Genomic DNA, 19,749 nt, shown 5'->3' with positions numbered 1-19,749 from the left:
ATCCTCGCTGTGAAGCCGTCAGGCAGCCGCGTGCGGGTCGGCGTGGTTAAGGGTCTCGACCACACGGGCGTAGTCGCCCCGCGCTTCGCCGTACCGAAGGAACTTGACCCGCTCGACCTGAACCTCGGTCACCTCGGGCTCGTCGCTCAGGATCGACATCACCTCGTCGGCGAACTCGTCCAGCGGCATCGCGAACGGGCTCTGCTGCTGGCCGGGCATGAGATCGGTGGCGACCGACGGCGGTTCGAGCTCGACGACGCGCACCGTCGAGTCCGCGAGCTGAAGCCGCAGGGACTCGCTCAGCATGTGGATCGCGGCCTTGGTCGCGTTGTAGGTCGGCGTCACGCGCAGCGGGGCGAAGGCGAGTCCCGACGAGACGGTCATGATCGTGGAGTCGGGCTGTGCCCGAAGCTGCTCGATGAACGCGCCGATCAGCCGGATCGGCCCCAGGAGGTTGGTCGTCACGGTCGCCTCGGCGATCTCGACGAAGCCTGCCGGCGTCTTCCAGTCCTCGGTGCGCATGACGCCCGCCATCGTGATGAGCACGTTGAGATCCGGGTGGCGCGCGATCACCTCGGTCGCTGCAGCGGCGATGGATGCGGCATCCGTCGTGTCGATCCGAACCGTATCGATGCCCGGATGCTGCGCTGCGATCTCGTCGAGGAGCGCGCGACGGCGCCCGCCCACGATGACGGTGTTGCCGGCGTCGTGCAGGCGCTCCGCCAGGGCGAGACCGATGCCGCTGGTGGCGCCGGGGATGAAGATGGTGTTTCCGCTGATTCGCATGCTTCGAGTGTTCGCGAAGCCCGGAGGGCGTTCCAGAGAGCGCTTATCGGGGGAGCGGCGATCCCTGGATGCCGGAGCACGAAGCCCGCAAGATGGACGTATGGATCGCGAAGCCCTCGCCGAGTTCCTCCGTCGGCGCCGTGCGCAGCTGCAGCCCGCCGACGTGGGGTTCTCCGCCGGCGCCCGACGGCGCGCTCCGGGACTGCGGAGAGAAGAGGTCGCACAGCTCGCGCTGATGTCGACCGACTACTACACCAGGCTCGAGCAGCAGCGATCGACGCAGCCGAGCACGCAGATGCTCGCATCGCTCGCCCGGGCGCTGCGGCTCACCGCCGACGAGCGCGACTACCTCTACCGGATGTCGGGGCACGCGGTCCCCGACCGGCTCGGGTCGTCGGGGCACGTCGCACCGGCGCTGCAGCGCGTCTTCGACCGGCTGTCCGATACCCCGGCCCTGGTCATCTCGGCCCTCGGCGAGACGCTGGTGCAGAACGCGCTCGCTGTGGCCCTGCTCGGCGACCACGTCGGCGCGACCGGATGGGATCGGTACGAGGCGTACCGGTGGTTCGCGAACCCGGATGCGGAGCGGCGAAAGTACCCGGCCGACGACCGGGCGCGCCAGAGCAGGGCGCTCGTCGCAGGGCTTCGCGCGGCGTACGGAGCGATGGGGGCGAAGTCGCGCGCGGGCGAACTCGTGGCCGAGCTTTCGAAGCGGAGCGAGGAGTTCCGCGAGTTGTGGGCACGGCAGGAGGTCGCTCTGCGCTTCGCCGACCACAAGGTGCTCATCCACCCCGAGATCGGACCGATCGAGGTCGACTGCCAGGTGCTGTTCACCGAGGACCGCTCGCAGGCGCTCCTCGTGCTCAGCGCCGAGCCGCGCAGCCAAGACGAGGCCAGGATCCGTCTGCTCGGCGTGCTCGGGGTACAGCGGATGGGCGCCGACGCCGGGTGAGGGCAGGCGCGACAAATCGGCGGAGTGTCGTAGGTATGTTCTAATCTGGAAGCATGTTTTTCGATCCCGACTACCCCGACATGCCGATTCCGGATGCCGTGGATCTCGTTGTCGAAGTGGCCGACATGATGTCGATCTTCGCGGCGCAGCGTTTGGAGCGAATCGACGGGATGCGACGGGAGGCACTCGAAGACGCCGACCGGCACGGTCGGGCGCTGACCGAGGTCATCGAACGCGGCGTGCGGCTCGAACTCGCGGCCGCGCTGCGGATCACCGAGTACGCCGCGGGGGAGTTGATCTCGCTGGCGGAGGGCGTCGTGCGCCGGTATCCGGCCGTGCTCGCCTCGCTGGAGCAGGCTCGCGTGACCGAGCGTCACGCGCAGATCCTCGTCGCTGCGATCGACGCCGTCGAGCCTGAGCTCCGCGCGACTCTGCTTCCGCGCGCCCGCGCCCTCGCCCTCGCCGAAGCCCAGCCGGTCGGCACGTTCCGCCGAGCGCTCCGCGTGCTCATCGAGAACGCACGTGCCGTGACGATGTCGGAACGACACGAGACGGCGCTCGCGGGTCGGCGCGTCGTGGTTGAGGCTGCAGAAGACGGCATGGCCTGGCTGCATCTCTACGCGCCGATGGTCGAGATTCACGCGATCCACGGCAGAGCCACGGCGATCGCGAAGACCATCACGGTGTGCGAAGGCGAGACGCGCACGCTGGATCAGGTGCGCGCCGATGTCGTCTGCGACCTTCTCATCGACGCAGTGTCGGACGCCCACCCGCCTGAGGCGCGCGGCATCCGCGCGACGGTCGCCGTCACTGTTCCTGCCCTCGCTTTGCTGACCGGCGATGAAGTCGATCTCGCGGGCGGTGCCGCATGGGCGGTCGTCGAGGGGATCGGGCCGATCCCGAGCGACCGCGCGCGCGAACTGTGCGGGGGTGCCGACGACTGGATGCGGGTACTCACCCACCCCGAGACCGGCATGGTGGTCTCGGTCGGCCGTGACAGATATCGTCCACCCGCTGCATTGCGACGGCTCGTGAGGTGGCGGGCTGATCGGTGCATGGCCCCGGGTTGCGGAATCCCGGCCTCGCGATGCGAGATCGATCACACGATCGCGTGGGAGCACGGCGGTTCCACCGCGCTCGGCAACCTGACGCCGCTGTGCAAAGGACATCACACCGTGAAGCACCATGGCGGATGGCGAGTGCAGCACATGCCTGACGGAGGTGGGGCGCTCGAGTGGACCTCACCGGCCGGACGGCGTTATGTCGTCGAGCCCGAACGACGCGTTCCCGTGTTCCGGCCGTCCGGCGTCGGCGTCGCGCCGTTCTGAGCGGGGTGTCCTGTGCGGGTGCCAGGCTAGTCAGCGCTCCGAGCGGGCGAACCTCGATCAGTCTTCGCTGGAGTGCAGTCCGCGGTGCGCAGACAGCAGCGTCACCTCGGGATGCTGCTCCGCGACGAGACGTTCGGCGTGATCGAGCACCTGCTGCGCGTGGCTCGGTTCGGCCGCGACGACCGAGACCCCGACCGTCGCGCGACGATGCAGGTCGTGAGCGCCGACCTCGGCCACGGCCGATTCGGTGCGTCGACTCAGGTCGGCGAGAAGCGGTCGCAGAATGCTGCGCTTCTCCTTGAGCGAGTGCACGTCGCCGAGCAGCAGGTCGAACTCGATCCAGGCGATCCACATGACTCCAGTGTCGCGCGCGCAGTTCCCGGCGGGTGCCCGACGCTTGATCCTGCGTTTCGCAGTCTCGGAGCGCGGCGTTGGAGTGCAGTGTCGGAGCGCGGTGTCGGAAAGCGGTGCTTGGAGTGCGGTGTCGGAAAGCGGTGCTTGGAGTGCGGTGTCGGAAAGCGGTGCTTGGAGTGCGGTGTCGGAAAGCGGTGCTTGGAGTGCAGTGTCGGAGTGCGGTGTGTGGAGCGCGGTGTCGGAGCGCCATGGCAGGATCGCGCCATGACCAGGTTTGCGATCGATGCGCCGACGGCGCTGCGGATCGTCGATGACGAGCGCGAGATCGACCCGCGCCATTCGCTGGTGGGGCCGTCTCTGCTGCGATCCGATGCCCTCCGCCTGCTCTACCGGCGCGTGCGCGAGGGGCGAATCGACGACGCGGCCGGGCGGGCGAAGCTCGAGCGCCTCGCCGTGCTCAAGGTGCGCCTGCTCGGCGATCGCGTGTCACGCGCCGTGGCCTGGAAGATCGCGATGCAGCTCGATTGGGACGATCCCGCACGTGCGGAGTACCTCGCGGTCGCGAAGCTTCAGGCCGACGCACTGGTCGCCGACGATCCGACGCTCGCCGCCGCGGCCCGGGAAATCATCCCGATCGCGGCCTACGAGGATCTCTACCTCTAGCGAAGGCCGAGTCTCAGTCTCAGTCTCAGTCTCAGTCTCAGTACCAGCCGGTGGACTGCGAGTGGCCCCAGGCGCCGCAGGGGGTGCCGTAGCGTCCCGAGATGTAACCCAGTCCCCATGAGATCTGCGTGGCGGCGTTCGTCTGCCAGTCGGCACCGGCGCTCGCCATCTTGCTGCCGGGGAGAGCCTGCGGAATGCCGTAGGCGCCGCTCGAGCGGTTGTGGGCCGCGTAGTTCCAGCCGGACTCCTTGTTCCACAGCGACACGAGGCACGCGAACTGGTCGTCGCCCCAGCCGTAGTTGCCGATCATCACGCGCGCAGTGGCCTGGGCGTCGGCCGGGCTGCTGCCGCCGACCGAACCGCCGGTGGCGTACACGGGATTCGCCGCTGCCGAGGACGACGTGGTGGTCTTCTTCGCCGCAGCGGCTTCGGCGGCGGCGGTGGCGGCCGCCTCGGCCTCGACGCGGGCCTTCTCGGCGGCGGCCTCCTGCTCGGCCTTGACGGCGATCGCTGCGTCGAGGCGGCCGCGCAAGCCCGAGACCTGCTCGTCGACGGATGCCGCGAGCGTGGTGACGTCCTCGGTGAAGTCCTGCACGAACGCCGCGGGAAGGATGTCGGCCCGCTCGAGCTGGTCTACGGCGGCTTCGAGCTCGGCCGTGTCGACCGTCGTCACGGGCACGCCCACGTCCAGACCCGAGGCAGCGATGTCGGCCGCGACCGTCGTCGCTGCGGTGACGGACGCGGCGGCACCGGTGATGGCGTCGTCGGCATCGGTCGAGACGAGATCCGTATCCGACGCGCTCGCCGCGACGGTCGAAACCGCGGGCGACGTGAACGACGCGAGTGCGAAATTCGAGAGCGTTCCGGATGCCTCGGCCTGCGACGCCGGCGCGGTCGCGGTCATTCCTGCAGCGAGCAGAAGTCCCACTGTCAGGGTCGCGGCGACCAGCGCGGGGCGGCGCCGGATGCGGCGCGCGGTGCGGCGGAGAGTGCGGCGGGAGGGAATGGACGACGTGAAGGAGCGCATGAAAAGACCGGGTTCCGTATGTGAGAAAGGCGCCGCCGTGCGGCGCTCGGCATCCGTTCGGGCGGACACAAGTTCCAGAGTCTGGCGGTCTTTTCTGGACGGTTCCCGTGCGTTACCTGAATGTGACATGCGCCGAGGCGTCGGAAAAAGGCCAGATCACGAGTCCTGCGATCCCACGACGAACCGCGAATCGACGGTGCCGCGAACTACGATCGAGGCACCGCCCGCCCCTGCCCAGGAGACTCGTCCGTGCCCTCAGAAGCAGTGCCCTCGTCCACCGCCGCCCTCGCTCACACCGCCGATCTCGCGTCGTTCGTCGAGGCATCGCCGTCCAGTTTCCACGCCGCCGCCGAGGTCGCCGCGCGACTCGAGAGGGCGGGGTTCACCCGCCTCGACGAGAGCGTCTCATGGCCCGCGCCCGCCGGCGGTCGCTATGTCGTGGTGCGCGACGGCGCGGTGATCGCGTGGGTGGTGCCGCGGGCCGCTTCGGCCTCGACGGGGGTGCGCATCTTCGGGGCGCACTCCGATTCGCCCGGGTTCAAGCTCAAGCCCAAGCCGACGACGGGCAAGCTCGGCTGGCTGCAGGCGGGCGTAGAGATCTACGGCGGACCGCTGCTGAACTCGTGGCTCGACCGCGAACTGCGGCTGGCCGGACGCCTGGTGCTCGACGATGGGACGAGTGTGCTGGCAGCGACCGGCGCGCTGCTGCGGCTGCCGCAGCTCGCGATCCACCTCGACCGTGAGGCCAACGACCACCTCTCGCTCGACAAGCAGTCCCAGACTCAGCCGGTCTGGGGTCTCGGCGAGTCCGACTCGGCCGACATCCTGGACGAGCTCGCTCGCGATGCGGGCGTGGATGCCGCCCGCATCCGCGGCTACGACGTCGTCACCGCGGACGCGGCTGCCGGAACGACGTTCGGGCTCGATGACGTCTTCTTCGCCTCGGGCCGTCTCGACGACCTGGCGTCGGTGCACGCGGGCGTCGTCGCGCTCGAGCGCGCGGCCGGCCCGCAGGGCAGCGCCGACGATGCCGACCACATCGCGATGCTCGCGGTGTTCGATCACGAAGAGGTCGGATCAGGCACCCGTTCGGGTGCTGCCGGTCCCTTCCTCTCGGACGTCCTGGAGCGGCTCTGGCTGTCGCTCGGCGCCGACCGCGAGCAGCAGCTGCGCTCCCTCGCCGCGTCATGGTGCGTCTCGAGCGACGTCGGCCACTCGGTGCATCCCAACTACGCCGACAAGCACGACCCGGTCGTCCAGCCGATGCTCGGGTCGGGACCGATCCTCAAGATCAACGCGAACCAGCGATACGCGACGGATGCCGCGGGTGCCGCGGCCTGGAACGCCTGGTGCTTCGCGGCGGGCGTGACGAGCCAGGAGTTCGTCTCGAACAACTCCGTCCCCTGCGGATCGACGATCGGGCCGATCACGGCGACCCGCCTCGGCATCCGGACGGTGGATGTCGGCATCCCGATCCTGTCGATGCACTCGGCGCGAGAACTCGCGGGTGTCAGCGATCTGTGGGACCTGACCCGCGTCGCGGAGGTGTTCTTCCGCGGGTGACCCGCGGTGTGGGTGCGACGGCTCGCCTCGGGCTGGGTGGTGAGGTCGGGCTGGGTGATGAGGTCGGGCTGGGCGAGGTCGCGCTGGGTGGTGAGGTCGGGCTTGGTGGTGAGGTCGGGTTTGGTGGTGAGGTCGGGTTTGGTGGTGAGGTCGGGTTTGGTGGTGAGGTCGGCGTGGGTGAGGTCGGGCTGGGTGGTGAGGTCGCGCTTGGGTGAGGTCGGCGTGGGCGAAGTCGGGCTCCTCGGTCGGGCTTGGTGGTGAGGTCGGGTTTGGTGGTGAGGTCGGCGTGGGTGAGGTCGGGCTTGGTGAGGCCGGAGTGGGTGAGGTCGGGCTCCTGGGCCGGGCTTGGTGGTGAGGTCGGGCTCCGTCCGCGGTGTCGCCGGATCGGCGTAGCCTGAGCCAATGGCCGCCGAACAGACGCGATCGAGGACGGACGGCGCGCGGATGCAGCTCGCCGCCGTCGCGGACGCCGTCGCAGCCCGCGACGGACGGGGGTTCGAAGGACTCTCCCGATTGCCGGCGTCCGACGACGGGCGTCCGGCCGCCGTGCTCATCCTCTTCGGCGTTCTCGACGCACTGCCGAGCGACCGTGACGCGCAGGCGCGCGCCGTTTCTCGCGACCTCGATGTGCTGCTGCTCTCGCGCGCCTCGACGCTGCGATCGCATCCCGGCCAGGTCGCGTTCCCGGGCGGACGCGTGGACCCCGGCGATGACGGCCCGGTCGCTGCCGCCCTCCGCGAGGCTCGGGAAGAGACGGGCCTCGATCCGAGGGGCGTCGAGGTGCTCGGCGTCCTCGAGAATGTGCCCCTCGCCTACTCCCAGCACCTGGTGACTCCCGTGCTGGGCTGGTGGCGGCATCCGTCTCCCGTCCGCGTCGTCGATGTGGCGGAGTCGGCCGACGTGTTCCGCGCACCGGTCGCCGATCTGCTCGACCCCGCGAACCGCGGGATCACGGTGGTCCGGCGCGACCGTCAGGAGTGGCGTGGCCCCGGCTTCCTCGTGCCGCACGCGACCGGCGGGCACCTCGTCTGGGGGTTCACCGGATTGGTGCTGGACGCGCTGTTCGATCGGCTCGGCTGGACCGAACCGTGGAACGGGGAGCGCGAGCTTCCGCTCACGCTCCCCGATACGAGCTGATCGCCGGATCGGCTACGCCGCGACGCGCGCCGGCTCGACCGCCGCGCGGGTCGGCTACGCCGCGACGCGCGCCGGCTCGACCGCCGCGCGGGTCGGCTACGCAGCGACGCGGGTCGGCTACGCCGGTACGCAGGTCGGCTCGACGGCGGCGCGGATCGGCTACGCCGGTACGCGGGTCGGCTCGACGGCGGCGCGGATCGGTTACGCCGCGGCGCGGGTCGGCTACGCCGGTACGCAGGTCGGCTCGACGGCGGCGCGGATCGGCTACGCCGCGACGCGAGTCGGCTCGACGGCGGCGCGGGTCGGCTACGCCGGTACGCGCGCCGGCTCGACGGCGGCGCGGAGGCCCTCGACGATCGGGGTGGTCGGGCGACCGATGAGGCGCGCGAGCGTGGGGTCGGCGTCGGCGAGCACTCCGCGCCCGATGCCGGCTTCCATCTCGGCGACGAAGCCGACGGTGCCGGCATCCAACCCCGCCTCGGTGAGTGCCTCTTCGAGCTGCTTGCGGGTCACCGGCACGTACGCCACATGACGCCCGAGCACGTTGCCTGCCGCCGCGGCGATGTCGGCGTACGAGATGGCGGTATCGCCCGAGAGCTCGTACGTGCGGCCGATGTGGCCGTCTTCGACGAGGACCACGGCGGCGGCTTCGGCGTAGTCGGCGCGACTGGCGGCGGCGACGACGGCGTCTGCCACCGACGCCGCGATCACGCCGGTCTCGGCGGCGCGGAGCACGTCGGGCGTGTAGTTCTCGGTGTACCAGTTGTTGCGCAGCACCACGGCCGGAACACCGCTCGCGGCGAGGGCCTCTTCGGTCGCCTTGTGCTCGGGCGCGAGGACGAAGTCCACCGAGTCTGCGTGCGAGACGCTCGTGTAGACGAGCTTCGCGACGCCCGCGGCCCGGGCGGCATCGATCACGTTCCTGTGCCCGTCGAGTCGCTTGCCCGGCTCGCTGCCCGAGATGAGCAGCACGGTGTCGATTCCCTCGAGCGCTGCCGCGATGGTGGCGGGGACCAGGTAGTCCAGCTCGACGACTCGGATGCCGCGCGCCGCGACATCCGCGACCTTCGACGTGGTGCGTGCGCCGGCGACGATCTCGCTCGGTGCGGTGCCGCGGGCCAGAAGCGCATCGATGACGAGGTGGCCGAGCTGTCCGCCTGCGGCGGTGACGAGGATGGTCATGCGGTGTCCTTTCGGTGGGAGCGGCACGCGCCGTGCGCTCACCGAGGTCGAACGCCCGCGTTGCGGGTTCACATTCCTTTCGGAAGGTACCCACTTTGAGGTAAGGTACCCACATGGTGGTTAGTTTTGCGCAGATACGGGAGGAGTACCCCGGCGTATTCAGCGAGTCGTGCCCGACTCGCGTCGTGCTCGATCATGTGATGAGCAAGTGGGGGGTCCTCGTGCTCCTCGCGCTGACCGACGGCACGATCCGCTGGGGAGATCTCCGCCGCAAAGTCGATGGCATCAGCGAGAAGATGCTCGCCTCGACCCTGCGCACGCTCGAGACCGATGGCTTCATCTCGCGCACGTCGTATCCCGAGGTGCCGCCGCGCGTCGAATACTCGCTCACCTCCCTCGGTGACGCGCTGATGGAGCGGATGCTTCCGCTCATGGAGTGGGTCGCGGCGAACGCCGACGACATCACCGCCCGTGAGAAGCCCGCACGCTGCGGCCCGAGCGAAGCCTGATCGGGATCGCTACTGTCGAACCCGTGACTGCGCACCGGCTCACGCGGGACCAGGCGCGACGCATCATCGTGCGCGCGCAGCTGCTCGATGCCGATCGGCCGGGCGACGTCGTCGAGGTGGCGGAGCAGCTGGGCTACATCAAGCTCGACCCCACGGCGACGATCGCGCCCTGCGAGCAGACCGTGCTGTGGTCGCGCATCGGATGGTCGTACGAACCCGGACAGCTCACCAAGGTCGTCGAGATCGATCGGCTGCTGTTCGAGTTCGACGGCGCGTTCCGTCCCATGAGCCTGCTGCCGCTCATGCTCCCCGCGATGCGCCGCTGGCCGGAGCGCGAGAGCAGCCGGCAATGGCTCGACGCCAACGCCGGGTTCCGCACGGATGTCCTCGCCCGCCTCCGCGCTGACGGCCCGCTGTTCGCGAGCGACATCCCCGATACGGCGCAGGTCAGCCGCCCGCCGGACGGTTGGTCGGGCTCGAACCAGGTGCCGCTGATGCTCGAATTCCTGATGAGACGGGGGGAGGTGGCCGTCGCGGGCCGCGATGGGCGTCATCGCCGCTGGGACCTCGCCGAGCGCGTGTACCCACAGGATCTGCCCGAATACGATGCCGACGATGCCGACCGCCTGCTCGCCGCGCGTCGCCTCCAGTCCGCAGGCCTCGCGAGAGCGCACCGGTACTGGAGCGGGGTGGCCAAAGACACGGGTGAGCCCGCTGTCGTCGAGGGAAGCACCGTCACGTACCGTGTCGATCCCGAGGCGCTCGCAGCCCTCGAGGACGAAGAGCCCGCCGGGCGCGTGGCGTTGCTCAACCCGTACGACAGCATGCTGTTCGATCGCAGGCGACTCGAGGAGCTCTTCGAGTTCACCTACGTCCTCGAGCAGTTCAAACCCAAGCCTCAGCGCGTCTACGGATACTTCGCCCACCCGATCCTCTTGGGAGACCGGTTCGTCGGGATGCTGGACGCCGAGGTGGACCGCGACCACGAGCTGCTGCGGATCAATGCGATCCACGAGTTCCTCCCGTTCGAGCCCGAGGAGCACGACATGGTGCGGGCCGAGATCGCCGAACTGGCGCAATGGCTCGGGGTGGCGACGGTCGAACGGTGACGCGCGCTCTTTACCTGCGCGGCAGGTCGTCGTAGGTTCGCGTCATGGCGGATCGTGCGGTGCCGAACCTTCCCTCACGCGACTTCGATGCAACCGTCGCGTTCTACGGAGGGTTCGGGTTCGATGTCTCGTACCGCGACGGCGGGTGGCTGATCGTCACTCGCGGCGGCGTCGTCCTCGAGTTCTTCCTGGCGCCCGAGCACGATCCGTACGAGAGCTGGTTCATGGCCAGTGTGCGCGTGAATGACCTCGACGCACTGTATGCGGCGGTGCGCGCGAGCGGCGTCCCGGAGCAGTCCGCCGTGATTCCGCGGCTCGTCCCGGTCGCACTGCAGGAGTGGGGTCATCGCGCGGGTTTCCTGATCGACCCCGACGGGACCCAGCTGCATCTGATCGAAGACGCCGGCTGACATGCCACGCGCCGACAGGGGATGACTACGCTCGAACGGTGACCCCTCGCAATCCGCATTCGCGTGCCCTGGCGGGTGGCGCCGTGCTCCGTGACGCCCGTCCCGGCGATGAGCCCGGCATCCTCGCCCGCATCCACGACCTCGCGGTGTACGAGCGCGAGCCGGATGCTGTCGAGAACACCGTCGAGGCGCTCGCCGAGACGCTGTTCGGCGATGAGCCGCGGGCCTTCACCCATGTCGTCGAGCGCGACGGGGTGATCGTGGGGATCGCCATCTGGTTCCTCACCTATTCCACATGGACCGGCCGCCACGGCATCTGGCTCGAAGACCTCTTTGTCGCCGAGGCGCACCGGGCGTACGGTTACGGCAAGGCGCTCATCGCCTCGCTCGCCGAGGTCTGCATCGAACGCGAGTACTCGCGCTTGGAGTGGACGGTTCTGGACTGGAATGAATCCGCGATCGGGTTCTACCGTTCGATCGGTGCAGCGCCCATGGCCGAGTGGACGACGCAACGTCTCGTCGGCGACGACCTCGCGGTCCTCGCGGCGTCGTTGGAGCGCTGATCGGCCGGTCCCGTGGGAATCTCGACGGGTCCGGGCGGGTTCAGTCCACCACCGTCCTCGATCGGAGCCGCACATGACCGGACTCGAAGTCACCGTCCTGCTCGGGCTGACCGTGCTCGTCGGCGCGATCCTCGCGCCGAAGCTGCGGGTGGCCGTGCCGCTGCTGCTCCTGGTCGCCGGCCTCGCGCTCGGCTTCGTGCCGGAGTTGCGCGAGATCGAACTGCCGCCCGAGACGGTGCTGCTGCTGTTCCTGCCGGTGCTGCTGTTCTGGGAGAGCCTCACGACGTCGCTGCGCTCGATCCGCCGCGACTTCCGCGGCATCTTCCTGATGAGCACGGTGCTGGTCGTCGCAACCGCCTTCGCGGTCGCCGGGGTCGCCTATGCGTTCGGGCTTCCGTGGGAGGCGGCGCTCATCCTCGGGGCCGCGGTCGCGCCGCCGGATGCGACGGCGGTGTCGGCGCTCGGCCGCATGCTGCCGCGGCGCAACTTCATGGTGCTGAAGGCCGAGAGCCTCACCAACGACGGTACGGCGCTGGTGGTCTACGCCATCGCGGTGGGCCTGGCCATGGGCGGTCAGTACACCCCGCTCGACATCACCGGCATGGTGCTGCTGTCCTATGTCGGCGGCGTGACTGCCGGGCTCGCGATCGCGGGACTCGCGTACCTCGTCATGCGGCGCCTGCGCGACACCCTCACCATCAACATCGCGCTGCTCCTCGTGCCGTTCGCCGCGTTCCTCCTGGCCGAGGTCATCCACGCGTCCGGGGTGCTCGCGGTGGTCGTCGCGGGGCTGATCATCGCCTACATCGGCCCGCGGATCAGCACGGCGTCGTCACGGCGGCAGACGGCGTGGACGTGGCCGCTGGGCTCGTTCCTGCTCAACGGTTCGCTGTTCGTGCTCGTCGGACTCGAAGTGCAGGCGGTCGCGCACGAGATCGACGCCCGCGAGATCGGCTGGCTGCTGCTCGTGACCGTGGCGGTGTGGCTCGTGCTGCTCGTGACGAGATTCGTGTTCCAGACCGCGTCGGTCATGACCATCCGCGTGCTCGACCGGAGACCCTCTCAGCGCGCTCGGCGTATGACCTACCGGGCGCGGGTGGTGAGCGCCGTCGCCGGGTTCCGCGGAGCCGTGTCGCTCGCGATCGCGCTGTCGGTGCCGCTGACGACGACGGCCGGCGACGCGCTCGCGGGCCGCGACGAGATCGTGTTCGTCACGGCGGGTGTCATCGTGCTGACGCTCCTCGTGCAGGGTCCGCTCCTGCCCGCGGTCGTCCGCTGGGCGCGGCTGCCCGACGACACGTCGATGCAGCAGGAGCTCGAACTCGCCGAGCGCGCCATCACGGGCGCGGCGCTGACCGCGGTCCAGGATCTCGCGGCAGACCACGGCGTCAGCACGGAGGTGCGCGATCGCCTCACCCGCGACTACTACGACTACCTCGAGCGCAACAATGAGCGCGTGCAGGCTCGTGAGCAGGCCGAGGTCGATCGCAGGATCGTCGCCCTCGACGCGATGATGGGCGAGCCGGATGCCGCGGTCGAGGCGTCGGCGAAGACCACCGTGCTCGAGGAGCCCATGCCGCTGCCCTCACCGCGCGAGCGCGACGAGGAGTACTCGCGCCTGCGCATCGCTGTGCTCGACCGCAAGCGCGAGGTGCTCTACCGGCTGGGACGCGAGGGCGTCGTGGACGATGCGGTCGTCACGCAGATCCAGACGCGTCTGGACGTGGAGGAGCTGCGAATCACCGGGGTGGAAGTGCTCGACTGAGCGCCAGGGAGTCGACCCGGAGTCGACCCGGAGCGGCAGGCGAGCGCGACACTCGTCAGTCGTCCGTCTCGCGAAGGCCCGCCGAGATGAGATCGGCGAGTGCGGGCAGGCCCGCCGCGTCCGTCGGATCGTCGAGTTCGCCCGCCGGCTCGGCATCTGCGGGGTCGCCGCTGCCGATGTGGTCGGGGATCGTCGGCGTGGTGATGATCGCGACCCAGGCCGCGGCCGCGGTGCGCACACGGCGGGCGGCGATCGGATGCAGGATGCTCGCGCCCAGCACACGCTCGACGATCGCCTGCAATTGACCCCGGTATTCGTGGAGCTTCGCGCGCACCTCCGGGTGCGTGCGCTGCTCACGCCACACGATCACGCGGCGCACCGCCGATTCGGCCTGCAGTTCGCGCAGGCGACGCGTCACGTTCAGGAGCGTCCGCGCCGGATCGCCCCGCGCGATGAGGGCGGACGTGTCGATGGGCGCGAGCTCGAGCCGTTCGCCCACCAGCGTTCGCAGCAGATCGTTCTTGCTCGGGAAGTAATAGAAAAGCAGCCCCTTCGGCACGCCCGCGAGATCGGCGACCGCCCCGGTCGGAGTGGCGTCGAAGCCGCGCTCTGCGAAGAGGCGCTCGGCAGCGTCGAGGATGAGTGTCCGGCTCTGCCGGCTGCGCGTCATGGGGAATCCTCACGAAGATGGCGGGGGCGTCGGACGGATCCGGCGCCCCCGTCTCGGTTCCGCTTCAGTGCGGGATGGTGCGGTCGTGCAATTGCATGGCCGGCCTGACGGCGAGAGCCGCGACGATCACCGCGACCGCTCCGCCGATCCAGCAGACCCAGGCCGCGGCGGAGTCCATGGCGGCGTAGCCGCCGAACCACGGGGCGAGGAACAGCACCGCGCCCAGAGCCAGCTGCACGTACTCCATCGCGACCATTCCCGGCATCGCGAGGTTCGCCACCCCGGCGGCGATCAGGAGGATGCCGACGATCAGCATCCAGGGCATGGAGGCGCCCATCTGCGGCATGAGGAACGCCGACACGGCGGCGACGAGCCCGACGCCGACGGCGACCCAGTCCTCCCAGCGAGTCCACTTCTTCATTCGACTCTCCTCCTTCGGAGATGTGATGACCCCGATCGGGATCGTCTCCACGGTAGGCCTGACTGACCGCCCGGTCAAGAACCTCGCGTGGCGGCGGCGGGGACCCCTCCGCGAGCGGGGCTCAGCCTCGGGTCGACACCCAGCCGAGCGCCGGAGCCACGTGGGTGGCGAAGGACTCGACGACCCGCAGGTTGAACTCGACGCCCAGCTGGCTCGGGATCGTCAGCATCAGCGTGTCGGCGGCCTGGACCGCGGCGTCGGCGAGCAGCTGCTCCACGAGCACATCGGGCTCGGCGGCGTACGTCTTCCCGAATGTGGAGCGCATGCCGTCGATCACGCCGATCTGGTCGCCGTCCTGCCGGCCTCCGAAGTACATGTGGTCCTCGGCCGTGACGAGGGGGAACACCGAACGGCTCACCGACACGCGCGGCTCACCGGCATGACCGGCCTCGCGCCATGCCGCGCGGAACGCGTCGATCTGCTCGGCCTGCAGGATGTCGAAGGGTCGGCCGTCGGCAGAGGTCAGCAGCGTCGACGACATGAGGTTGACGCCCCTGCGTCCTGCCCATTCCGCCGAGTCGCGGTTGCCGGCGCCCCACCAGACGCGCGAGCGCAGGCCGGGGGAGTAGGGCTCGATCCGCTGCAACCCGGTCGCGCCGGCGCCGAAGGCCGACGAGCCGTCGCGCTCGGCGAGGCCTTCGCCCTCGATTGCCCGCAGGAACAGCTCGAAGTGCTCGCGTGCGAGGTCGGCGCCGCGGGGATCCTCCGACCCGGTGTAGCCGAATGTCTCGTAGCCGCGCACGACCGTCTCGGGTGAGCCGCGGCTCACGCCGAGCGCGAGTCTGCCGTCCGAGATGAGATCGACCGCCGCCGCCTCCTCCGCGAGATAGAGCGGGTTCTCGTAGCGCATGTCGATGACGCCGGTGCCGATCTCGATGCGCTCGGTGCGCGCGGCGATCGCGGCGAGCAGCGGCATCGGCGAGGCCTGCTGCCGGGCGAAGTGATGCACGCGGAAGTATGCGCCGTTGACGCCGAGGTCATCCATCCCCTGCGCGAGGTCGATGGCCTGGCGCAGGGAGTCGCCCGCGGTGAGCTGCCGGCCACCCCCGAGAGGGCCGTAGTGTCCGAAGGAGAGTGTTCCGAAGCGCTGCATGACGAGTGCAACGGTACGCCGGCGCTGTCCATTCCGGTGAATAGATGCCCGTTATTCGCCGTCATGAGGGAACACCTCGATCCGGCACCGGGTTGACTCGCATCATGACCCTGATCGGAACCAGCTCACTCGACGTCCTTCCCCTCTCGCTCGGCGGCAACGTGTTCGGCTGGACGGCCGACCGCGAGACATCCTTCGCGATCCTCGATGCGTTCCACGCCGGCGGCGGGAACTTCGTCGACACCGCCGACTCGTACAGCGCGTGGATCGACGGCAACTCCGGAGGTGAGAGCGAGACGATCATCGGTGAGTGGCTGTCGTCGCGCGGTGCCCGCGACGTCGTCGTCGCGACGAAGGTCAGTCAGCACCCCGAGTTCCCCGGGCTCTCGGCGAAGAACATCCGGGCCGCGGCCGAGGCCTCCCTCCGCAGGCTCGGCGTCGACACGATCGACCTGTACTACGCGCACTTCGACGACGAGACCGTCGAGCTCGAAGAGACCGTGGCCGCGTTCGGCGACCTCGTCACGGACGGCCTCGTCCGGTACACCGCCGTGTCGAACTACAGCGCCGAGCGCATCCGCGAATGGATCGGTCTCGCAGAGGCTCGCGGTCAGGCCCTGCCGGTCGCTGTGCAGCCGCACTACAACCTGGTGCACCGCAACGACGTCGAGGAGCACATCGTCCCCGTCGCGCGCGAGTTCGATCTGAGCCTCGTGCCCTACTTCTCGCTCGCGAAGGGATTCCTCACCGGCAAGTACCGCTCGACGGATGCCGCGGGCCACCGTTCGCCGCGCGCGGGCGCCGCCTCGGCCTACGCCACCGATCAGGGGCTGGAGATCATCGATGCGCTCGAGGGCATCGGCCGCGCGCACGGCGTCTCGATCGCGGCGACGGCCCTGGCATGGCTGAAGGCGCAGCCGACCGTCGCGGCGCCGATCGCCAGCGCATCGCGCGTCGAGCAGGTCGCCGACCTGCTCGACGGCGCCCGGGTGGACCTCTCCGACGCCGAGGTCGCCGAGCTGTCGCGCGTGTCGGAATGGATTCCGGCGACCGTCTGACCACACCTTCACGCCGGGCTCATCGGGTGAGCGGCTGGGGCTCCTGCGGCGGATAGATCCGTCGCAGGACCAGCCGCTGCCCGAGGGTCCACGTGACCGTGACGAGCAGGTAGAGTCCGGCCGCCAGCGGCACGAAGATCGCCACCACAGCGGTCGCGAACTGCAGGAGGCCGAGCACGCCCGCCGGCATCTGCGGCAGCGGCGAGTCCTCGGCCACCGGAACCTGCGCCACGCGGAAGCACCGACGGGTGAGTTCGCCGATCCCGGCGATCACCAGCACGAGTGCTCCGATGACGGCCCAGGTCGCAGCATCCGCGGTCCCCGACACGATCGCGCCGGAGAGGCTCGTGCCCAGGGGAACGCCGAGCAGCGTCTCGGTGAGGAGCGCGTTCGGATGACCGGCGATCGTGGTGTGCAGGAAGATCGCGTAGAGCACCCCGACGATCGGCGCCTGGATCAGGATCGGCAGGCAGCCGGCGAACGGCGACGTGTTCTCGTCGCGGTAGAGCTGCATGCTCTCGCGCTGCAGGCGCTCGGGGTCCTTGCGATGATGCTTCTGCAGTTCACGCAGCCGCGGAGCGAGGCGGGAGCGCACCTGCTCGGCTTTCGCCTGGGCGACGCCGGCGGGAATCAGCGCCGCGCGCACGAGCAGCGTCACGAGGATGACCGCCACGGCGGCGGCGGATGCTCCGGCCAGGGGCTGGAGCAGTGCGGTCAGGGCCATGAGACCGGCATAGGCCAGGTCGAGCACGGCGGCGACGGGAGGGAAGGCGAAGAGGTCCACGGTTCATCCATTCAGGGGAGCGATCAGGGGGCTGATCGGCCGCGAAGGGATGCCCGATGACCGCACCCTCGGGTGCGTTCGACGGACGGAGGCTACGCGGCCGAGGCCGCGTGACCGGGTGCTCGAGGGCGCGGGTGGCCCGAGGCGTCCGGATCGCTCTGCGAGAGCGGGGAGGAGATGTCGATCGCACGGCTCGGATGCGCCGGGGACGCCCGGCCCGAGCGGGTGAGGGCGACGGCGAGGAGAGCAACGAGCACGAGCGCGAAGGACGCCACGGCGATGGTGACGCCGAGGGCTCCCATCGCACCCACAGCGCCCATGGCACCGAGATCGGGCGTGACGAGCAGTCCGAGCGTCGCGAGGAGCATCTGCAGGCCGGAGGTCAGCGATTCGAGCACGCCGTCCTCCTCTGCTCTCGTGGATGCCGCTGCGTGTGTGCCGGTGGCTGTGGGATCACCACGCTAGCGCACACCCTCTGTGCGGGCGGCGCCTGCCGTGCCTACGATGGCACCAGCCGGTGGCGAACGCGAGCTGCGTCAGAGGAGGCGCGATGGTCCAGGTCCGGGTGGCAGGCGTCGCGCTCGACGCCTCGGGTCAGCACGTGCTGCTGCTCAAGCCGATCGACGAGATTCCCGGAGACGGCTTCGTGCTTCCGATCTGGATCGGTCAGCTCGAAGCCACCTCGATTCTCGTCGCGGTCGAGCAGGCACCTGTGCCGCGGCCGCTCGCACACGACCTGATGCGCTCGATGCTCGAGACGCTCGGCGCCGAGGTCACCAAGGTCGCGGTGACCCGTATCGAAGAGGGAACGTTCTACGCCGAGATCACGGTGTCCACCGCGCTGGGCGTCCGCGTCATCGACGCCCGGCCCTCGGATGCCGTCGCCCTCGCATCGCGCGTCGGTGCCCCCATCTGGGTGGCCGAGGCCGTCCTGACCGAGGCAGGCGTGCCGGACGTGCTGACCGAGACGGATGCCTCCGAGCGCCTCGACGAGTTCAAGCGCTTCCTCGACGACGTGGAGCCCGAGGACTTCGAAGGCTGACCTCCGTCAGCCCGTGAACCACCCGCTCGCGCCGACCTCTGCTCCGAGTCTCGGCGCGTACTGGTCGAAGTAGACGCGGGCGACGAGCTCGCGCCGGCTGGTGACACCCGCTTTGTCGAAGATCGACTTCAGGTGGTCCTGCACTGTGTACGGCGACACGTGCATCGACCCGGCGATCTCCTTGGTGTCGGCGCCGCGCAGCACCAGCCCCGTGACGTCGCGCTCCCGGGCGGTGAGTCCGAAGGCCGCGGCGACCAGCGCCACCACCTCCTGGGGGCGTGCTTCCTCGATGGTGACGACGACCTCTCCCGAGTGCTCGCCCGCCGGGCCGCCGCCCATGAGCGGAGTCGCATGCAGGACGAGCCACACGCCGTCTCCGGTGCGGACTCTGATCCGCGGCATCCGCTCGGTCTCTCCGCGGGCGAAGCGCCGCGCCGCACTCACGAGCGAATGCACGAACGTGAGCGGGTCGCCCATCCCGGGCGTGGCCATCCGTGCCAGCTGATCGTGCGCGCACGCGGTGGCCTGGGTGATGCGGTTCGCGGCATCGACGATCACGACCGCGGGGCCGGATTCGCGTGTGACCTCACGCTTTCCGAGCTGCGCGAGCAGTCCCGCGCGGATGCCGCGGGTGAACGCGGGTGCGACCTCTTCGAGGAAGACCAGCTCGTCGTCGCGGAACGGCTCGTCGTCAGAGCCGCGGAACACCGCGATCGCGCCCCAGGCGCCGCTGCGGTCGCCGAACACGACCCGTGCCTCGTCGCGGAAGTCGAAGACCGGCACCATCAGCTGTGCCATCCGCGGCGACTGCTCGATGTCGCCGTCCAGCTCGTGATGGACGCCGAGGGTGACCCGGCCGGCCGCGATCATCGTGGCGATCGCGGTCGGATCGTCGTCGCCGTACTCGATCTGCGCCCAGGCGATGTCCTGGTCGTTGCGGCCGAGCAGCGCGCCGAACTTGCCCACGCTCGAGACCATCGAGGTGGCGGGATCGAGCGTGGCCAGGCATCCGGCGACGAACGGCACGACCTTCTGCAGCGTGAGCGCCGCCTCGCCGAGGAATTCGTGCAGCGGAAGGCCGGCGCGCGACATCACATCGAGGTCGCTGCGTGCGCGCCCCAGCGCGATCGCGGTGGACATGCCAACCAGTGTCCTCTCGCGACGGATCCGGCGCCATCCCAGGTATCTGGGGGCGGGAAAGTCCCCTCAGGGCTGGGGTGGTCGGCAGTGACGGGCCACCGCCACACTGGCACCACCCGGCTTCCCTCCCGAC

23 protein-coding genes are annotated in these 19,749 nt (G+C 69.9%); 13 read left to right on the top strand and 10 right to left on the bottom strand.

Annotation, left to right across the window (positions count from 1 at the left end):
- Window positions 1–18: 18 nt before the first annotated feature.
- Window positions 19–786, bottom strand: a complete 768-nt coding sequence (locus tag KEC57_RS02855; protein WP_229382989.1) for an SDR family oxidoreductase — start codon at window positions 784–786, stop codon at window positions 19–21.
- 100 nt (window positions 787–886) lie between these two features.
- Between KEC57_RS02855 and KEC57_RS02850 the strand changes: the two genes are divergently transcribed.
- Both KEC57_RS02850 and KEC57_RS02845 read left to right on the top strand, forming a co-directional pair.
- Window positions 887–1,738: a helix-turn-helix transcriptional regulator gene (locus KEC57_RS02850; RefSeq protein ID WP_229382988.1), complete on the top strand. Its 852-nt coding sequence runs from the start codon at window positions 887–889 to the stop codon at window positions 1,736–1,738.
- A 53-nt stretch (window positions 1,739–1,791) separates the two neighbouring features.
- Window positions 1,792–3,066 (top strand): HNH endonuclease signature motif containing protein, encoded by a 1,275-nt coding sequence (locus tag KEC57_RS02845; RefSeq protein ID WP_229382987.1) that lies wholly within the window; start codon window positions 1,792–1,794, stop codon window positions 3,064–3,066.
- Window positions 3,067–3,123: 57 nt separating this feature from the next.
- On the opposite strand, the gene KEC57_RS02840 is transcribed toward KEC57_RS02845, so the two are convergent.
- Window positions 3,124–3,420 carry a DUF503 domain-containing protein gene (locus KEC57_RS02840; RefSeq protein ID WP_229382986.1) on the bottom strand — a complete coding sequence of 99 codons (297 nt, stop codon included), beginning with the start codon at window positions 3,418–3,420 and terminating at the stop codon, window positions 3,124–3,126.
- 264 nt (window positions 3,421–3,684) lie between these two features.
- On the opposite strand from KEC57_RS02840, the gene KEC57_RS02835 reads away from it, so the two are divergent.
- Window positions 3,685–4,083, top strand: a complete 399-nt coding sequence (locus tag KEC57_RS02835) for a hypothetical protein (RefSeq protein ID WP_229382985.1) — start codon at window positions 3,685–3,687, stop codon at window positions 4,081–4,083.
- Window positions 4,084–4,120: 37 nt separating this feature from the next.
- On the opposite strand, the gene KEC57_RS02830 is transcribed toward KEC57_RS02835, so the two are convergent.
- On the bottom strand, window positions 4,121–5,110 hold the full coding sequence (locus tag KEC57_RS02830) for an aggregation-promoting factor C-terminal-like domain-containing protein (protein WP_229382984.1): 990 nt from the start codon (window positions 5,108–5,110) through the stop codon (window positions 4,121–4,123).
- A gap of 264 nt (window positions 5,111–5,374) precedes the next feature.
- Between KEC57_RS02830 and KEC57_RS02825 the strand changes: the two genes are divergently transcribed.
- From KEC57_RS02825 to KEC57_RS02815, 3 genes are all read left to right on the top strand, one after another.
- Window positions 5,375–6,673 carry a M18 family aminopeptidase gene (locus KEC57_RS02825; protein WP_229383678.1) on the top strand — a complete coding sequence of 433 codons (1,299 nt, stop codon included), beginning with the start codon at window positions 5,375–5,377 and terminating at the stop codon, window positions 6,671–6,673.
- The gene (locus tag KEC57_RS02820; protein ID WP_229382983.1) at window positions 6,670–6,888 is read left to right on the top strand and encodes a hypothetical protein; all 219 of its coding nucleotides are present in this window, start codon (window positions 6,670–6,672) and stop codon (window positions 6,886–6,888) included. The genes KEC57_RS02825 and KEC57_RS02820 overlap by 4 nt, the downstream gene beginning before the upstream one ends.
- Window positions 6,889–7,075: 187 nt before the next feature.
- The gene (locus KEC57_RS02815; RefSeq protein WP_372456938.1) at window positions 7,076–7,810 is read left to right on the top strand and encodes an NUDIX hydrolase; all 735 of its coding nucleotides are present in this window, start codon (window positions 7,076–7,078) and stop codon (window positions 7,808–7,810) included.
- Between the two features lie 306 nt (window positions 7,811–8,116).
- On the opposite strand, the gene KEC57_RS02810 is transcribed toward KEC57_RS02815, so the two are convergent.
- Window positions 8,117–8,992: an SDR family oxidoreductase gene (locus KEC57_RS02810; protein ID WP_229382982.1), complete on the bottom strand. Its 876-nt coding sequence runs from the start codon at window positions 8,990–8,992 to the stop codon at window positions 8,117–8,119.
- 113 nt (window positions 8,993–9,105) lie between these two features.
- On the opposite strand from KEC57_RS02810, the gene KEC57_RS02805 reads away from it, so the two are divergent.
- The 5 genes from KEC57_RS02805 to KEC57_RS02785 all read left to right on the top strand — a co-directional run bounded on the left by KEC57_RS02805 (window position 9,106) and on the right by KEC57_RS02785 (window position 13,348).
- Entirely contained in the window at window positions 9,106–9,501 is a 396-nt protein-coding gene (locus KEC57_RS02805; RefSeq protein WP_229382981.1) for a winged helix-turn-helix transcriptional regulator, read from the top strand.
- Window positions 9,502–9,524: 23 nt separating this feature from the next.
- Entirely contained in the window at window positions 9,525–10,610 is a 1,086-nt protein-coding gene (locus tag KEC57_RS02800; protein ID WP_229382980.1) for a DNA glycosylase AlkZ-like family protein, read from the top strand.
- Between the two features lie 44 nt (window positions 10,611–10,654).
- The gene (locus KEC57_RS02795; protein ID WP_229382979.1) at window positions 10,655–11,020 is read left to right on the top strand and encodes a bleomycin resistance protein; all 366 of its coding nucleotides are present in this window, start codon (window positions 10,655–10,657) and stop codon (window positions 11,018–11,020) included.
- Window positions 11,021–11,058: 38 nt separating this feature from the next.
- Window positions 11,059–11,583: a GNAT family N-acetyltransferase gene (locus KEC57_RS02790; protein ID WP_229382978.1), complete on the top strand. Its 525-nt coding sequence runs from the start codon at window positions 11,059–11,061 to the stop codon at window positions 11,581–11,583.
- Window positions 11,584–11,656: 73 nt separating this feature from the next.
- Window positions 11,657–13,348: a Na+/H+ antiporter gene (locus tag KEC57_RS02785; RefSeq protein WP_229382977.1), complete on the top strand. Its 1,692-nt coding sequence runs from the start codon at window positions 11,657–11,659 to the stop codon at window positions 13,346–13,348.
- 55 nt (window positions 13,349–13,403) lie between these two features.
- On the opposite strand, the gene KEC57_RS02780 is transcribed toward KEC57_RS02785, so the two are convergent.
- From KEC57_RS02780 to KEC57_RS02770, 3 genes are all read right to left on the bottom strand, one after another.
- The gene (locus KEC57_RS02780) at window positions 13,404–14,018 is read right to left on the bottom strand and encodes a TetR/AcrR family transcriptional regulator (protein ID WP_229382976.1); all 615 of its coding nucleotides are present in this window, start codon (window positions 14,016–14,018) and stop codon (window positions 13,404–13,406) included.
- 64 nt (window positions 14,019–14,082) lie between these two features.
- The gene (locus KEC57_RS02775; protein ID WP_229382975.1) at window positions 14,083–14,439 is read right to left on the bottom strand and encodes an SPW repeat domain-containing protein; all 357 of its coding nucleotides are present in this window, start codon (window positions 14,437–14,439) and stop codon (window positions 14,083–14,085) included.
- A gap of 121 nt (window positions 14,440–14,560) precedes the next feature.
- The gene (locus KEC57_RS02770) at window positions 14,561–15,592 is read right to left on the bottom strand and encodes an LLM class flavin-dependent oxidoreductase (RefSeq protein ID WP_229382974.1); all 1,032 of its coding nucleotides are present in this window, start codon (window positions 15,590–15,592) and stop codon (window positions 14,561–14,563) included.
- A 104-nt stretch (window positions 15,593–15,696) separates the two neighbouring features.
- On the opposite strand from KEC57_RS02770, the gene KEC57_RS02765 reads away from it, so the two are divergent.
- The gene (locus KEC57_RS02765; protein ID WP_229382973.1) at window positions 15,697–16,650 is read left to right on the top strand and encodes an aldo/keto reductase; all 954 of its coding nucleotides are present in this window, start codon (window positions 15,697–15,699) and stop codon (window positions 16,648–16,650) included.
- Window positions 16,651–16,669: 19 nt separating this feature from the next.
- Here KEC57_RS02765 and KEC57_RS02760 read toward each other — a convergent pair whose 3' ends face one another.
- Both KEC57_RS02760 and KEC57_RS02755 read right to left on the bottom strand, forming a co-directional pair.
- On the bottom strand, window positions 16,670–17,434 hold the full coding sequence (locus KEC57_RS02760; RefSeq protein ID WP_229382972.1) for a YidC/Oxa1 family membrane protein insertase: 765 nt from the start codon (window positions 17,432–17,434) through the stop codon (window positions 16,670–16,672).
- 92 nt (window positions 17,435–17,526) lie between these two features.
- Window positions 17,527–17,832: a DUF6412 domain-containing protein gene (locus tag KEC57_RS02755; protein ID WP_229382971.1), complete on the bottom strand. Its 306-nt coding sequence runs from the start codon at window positions 17,830–17,832 to the stop codon at window positions 17,527–17,529.
- Between the two features lie 152 nt (window positions 17,833–17,984).
- Here KEC57_RS02755 and KEC57_RS02750 point away from each other — a divergent pair, with 152 nt between their 5' ends.
- Entirely contained in the window at window positions 17,985–18,476 is a 492-nt protein-coding gene (locus KEC57_RS02750) for a bifunctional nuclease family protein (protein ID WP_229382970.1), read from the top strand.
- A gap of 6 nt (window positions 18,477–18,482) precedes the next feature.
- Here the strand turns inward: KEC57_RS02750 and KEC57_RS02745 are convergent, their stop codons facing one another.
- Window positions 18,483–19,616, bottom strand: coding sequence for a helix-turn-helix transcriptional regulator (locus tag KEC57_RS02745; RefSeq protein WP_229382969.1), 1,134 nt, complete (start codon window positions 19,614–19,616; stop codon window positions 18,483–18,485).
- Window positions 19,617–19,749: the final 133 nt, after the last annotated feature.

The sequence above is a fragment of the Microbacterium allomyrinae genome (assembly GCF_020682705.1).
Taxonomy (GTDB): domain Bacteria; phylum Actinomycetota; class Actinomycetes; order Actinomycetales; family Microbacteriaceae; genus Microbacterium; species Microbacterium allomyrinae.
Note: the sequence above shows the minus strand (reverse complement) of the source record. Positions and strands in the feature narration are given on the sequence as shown.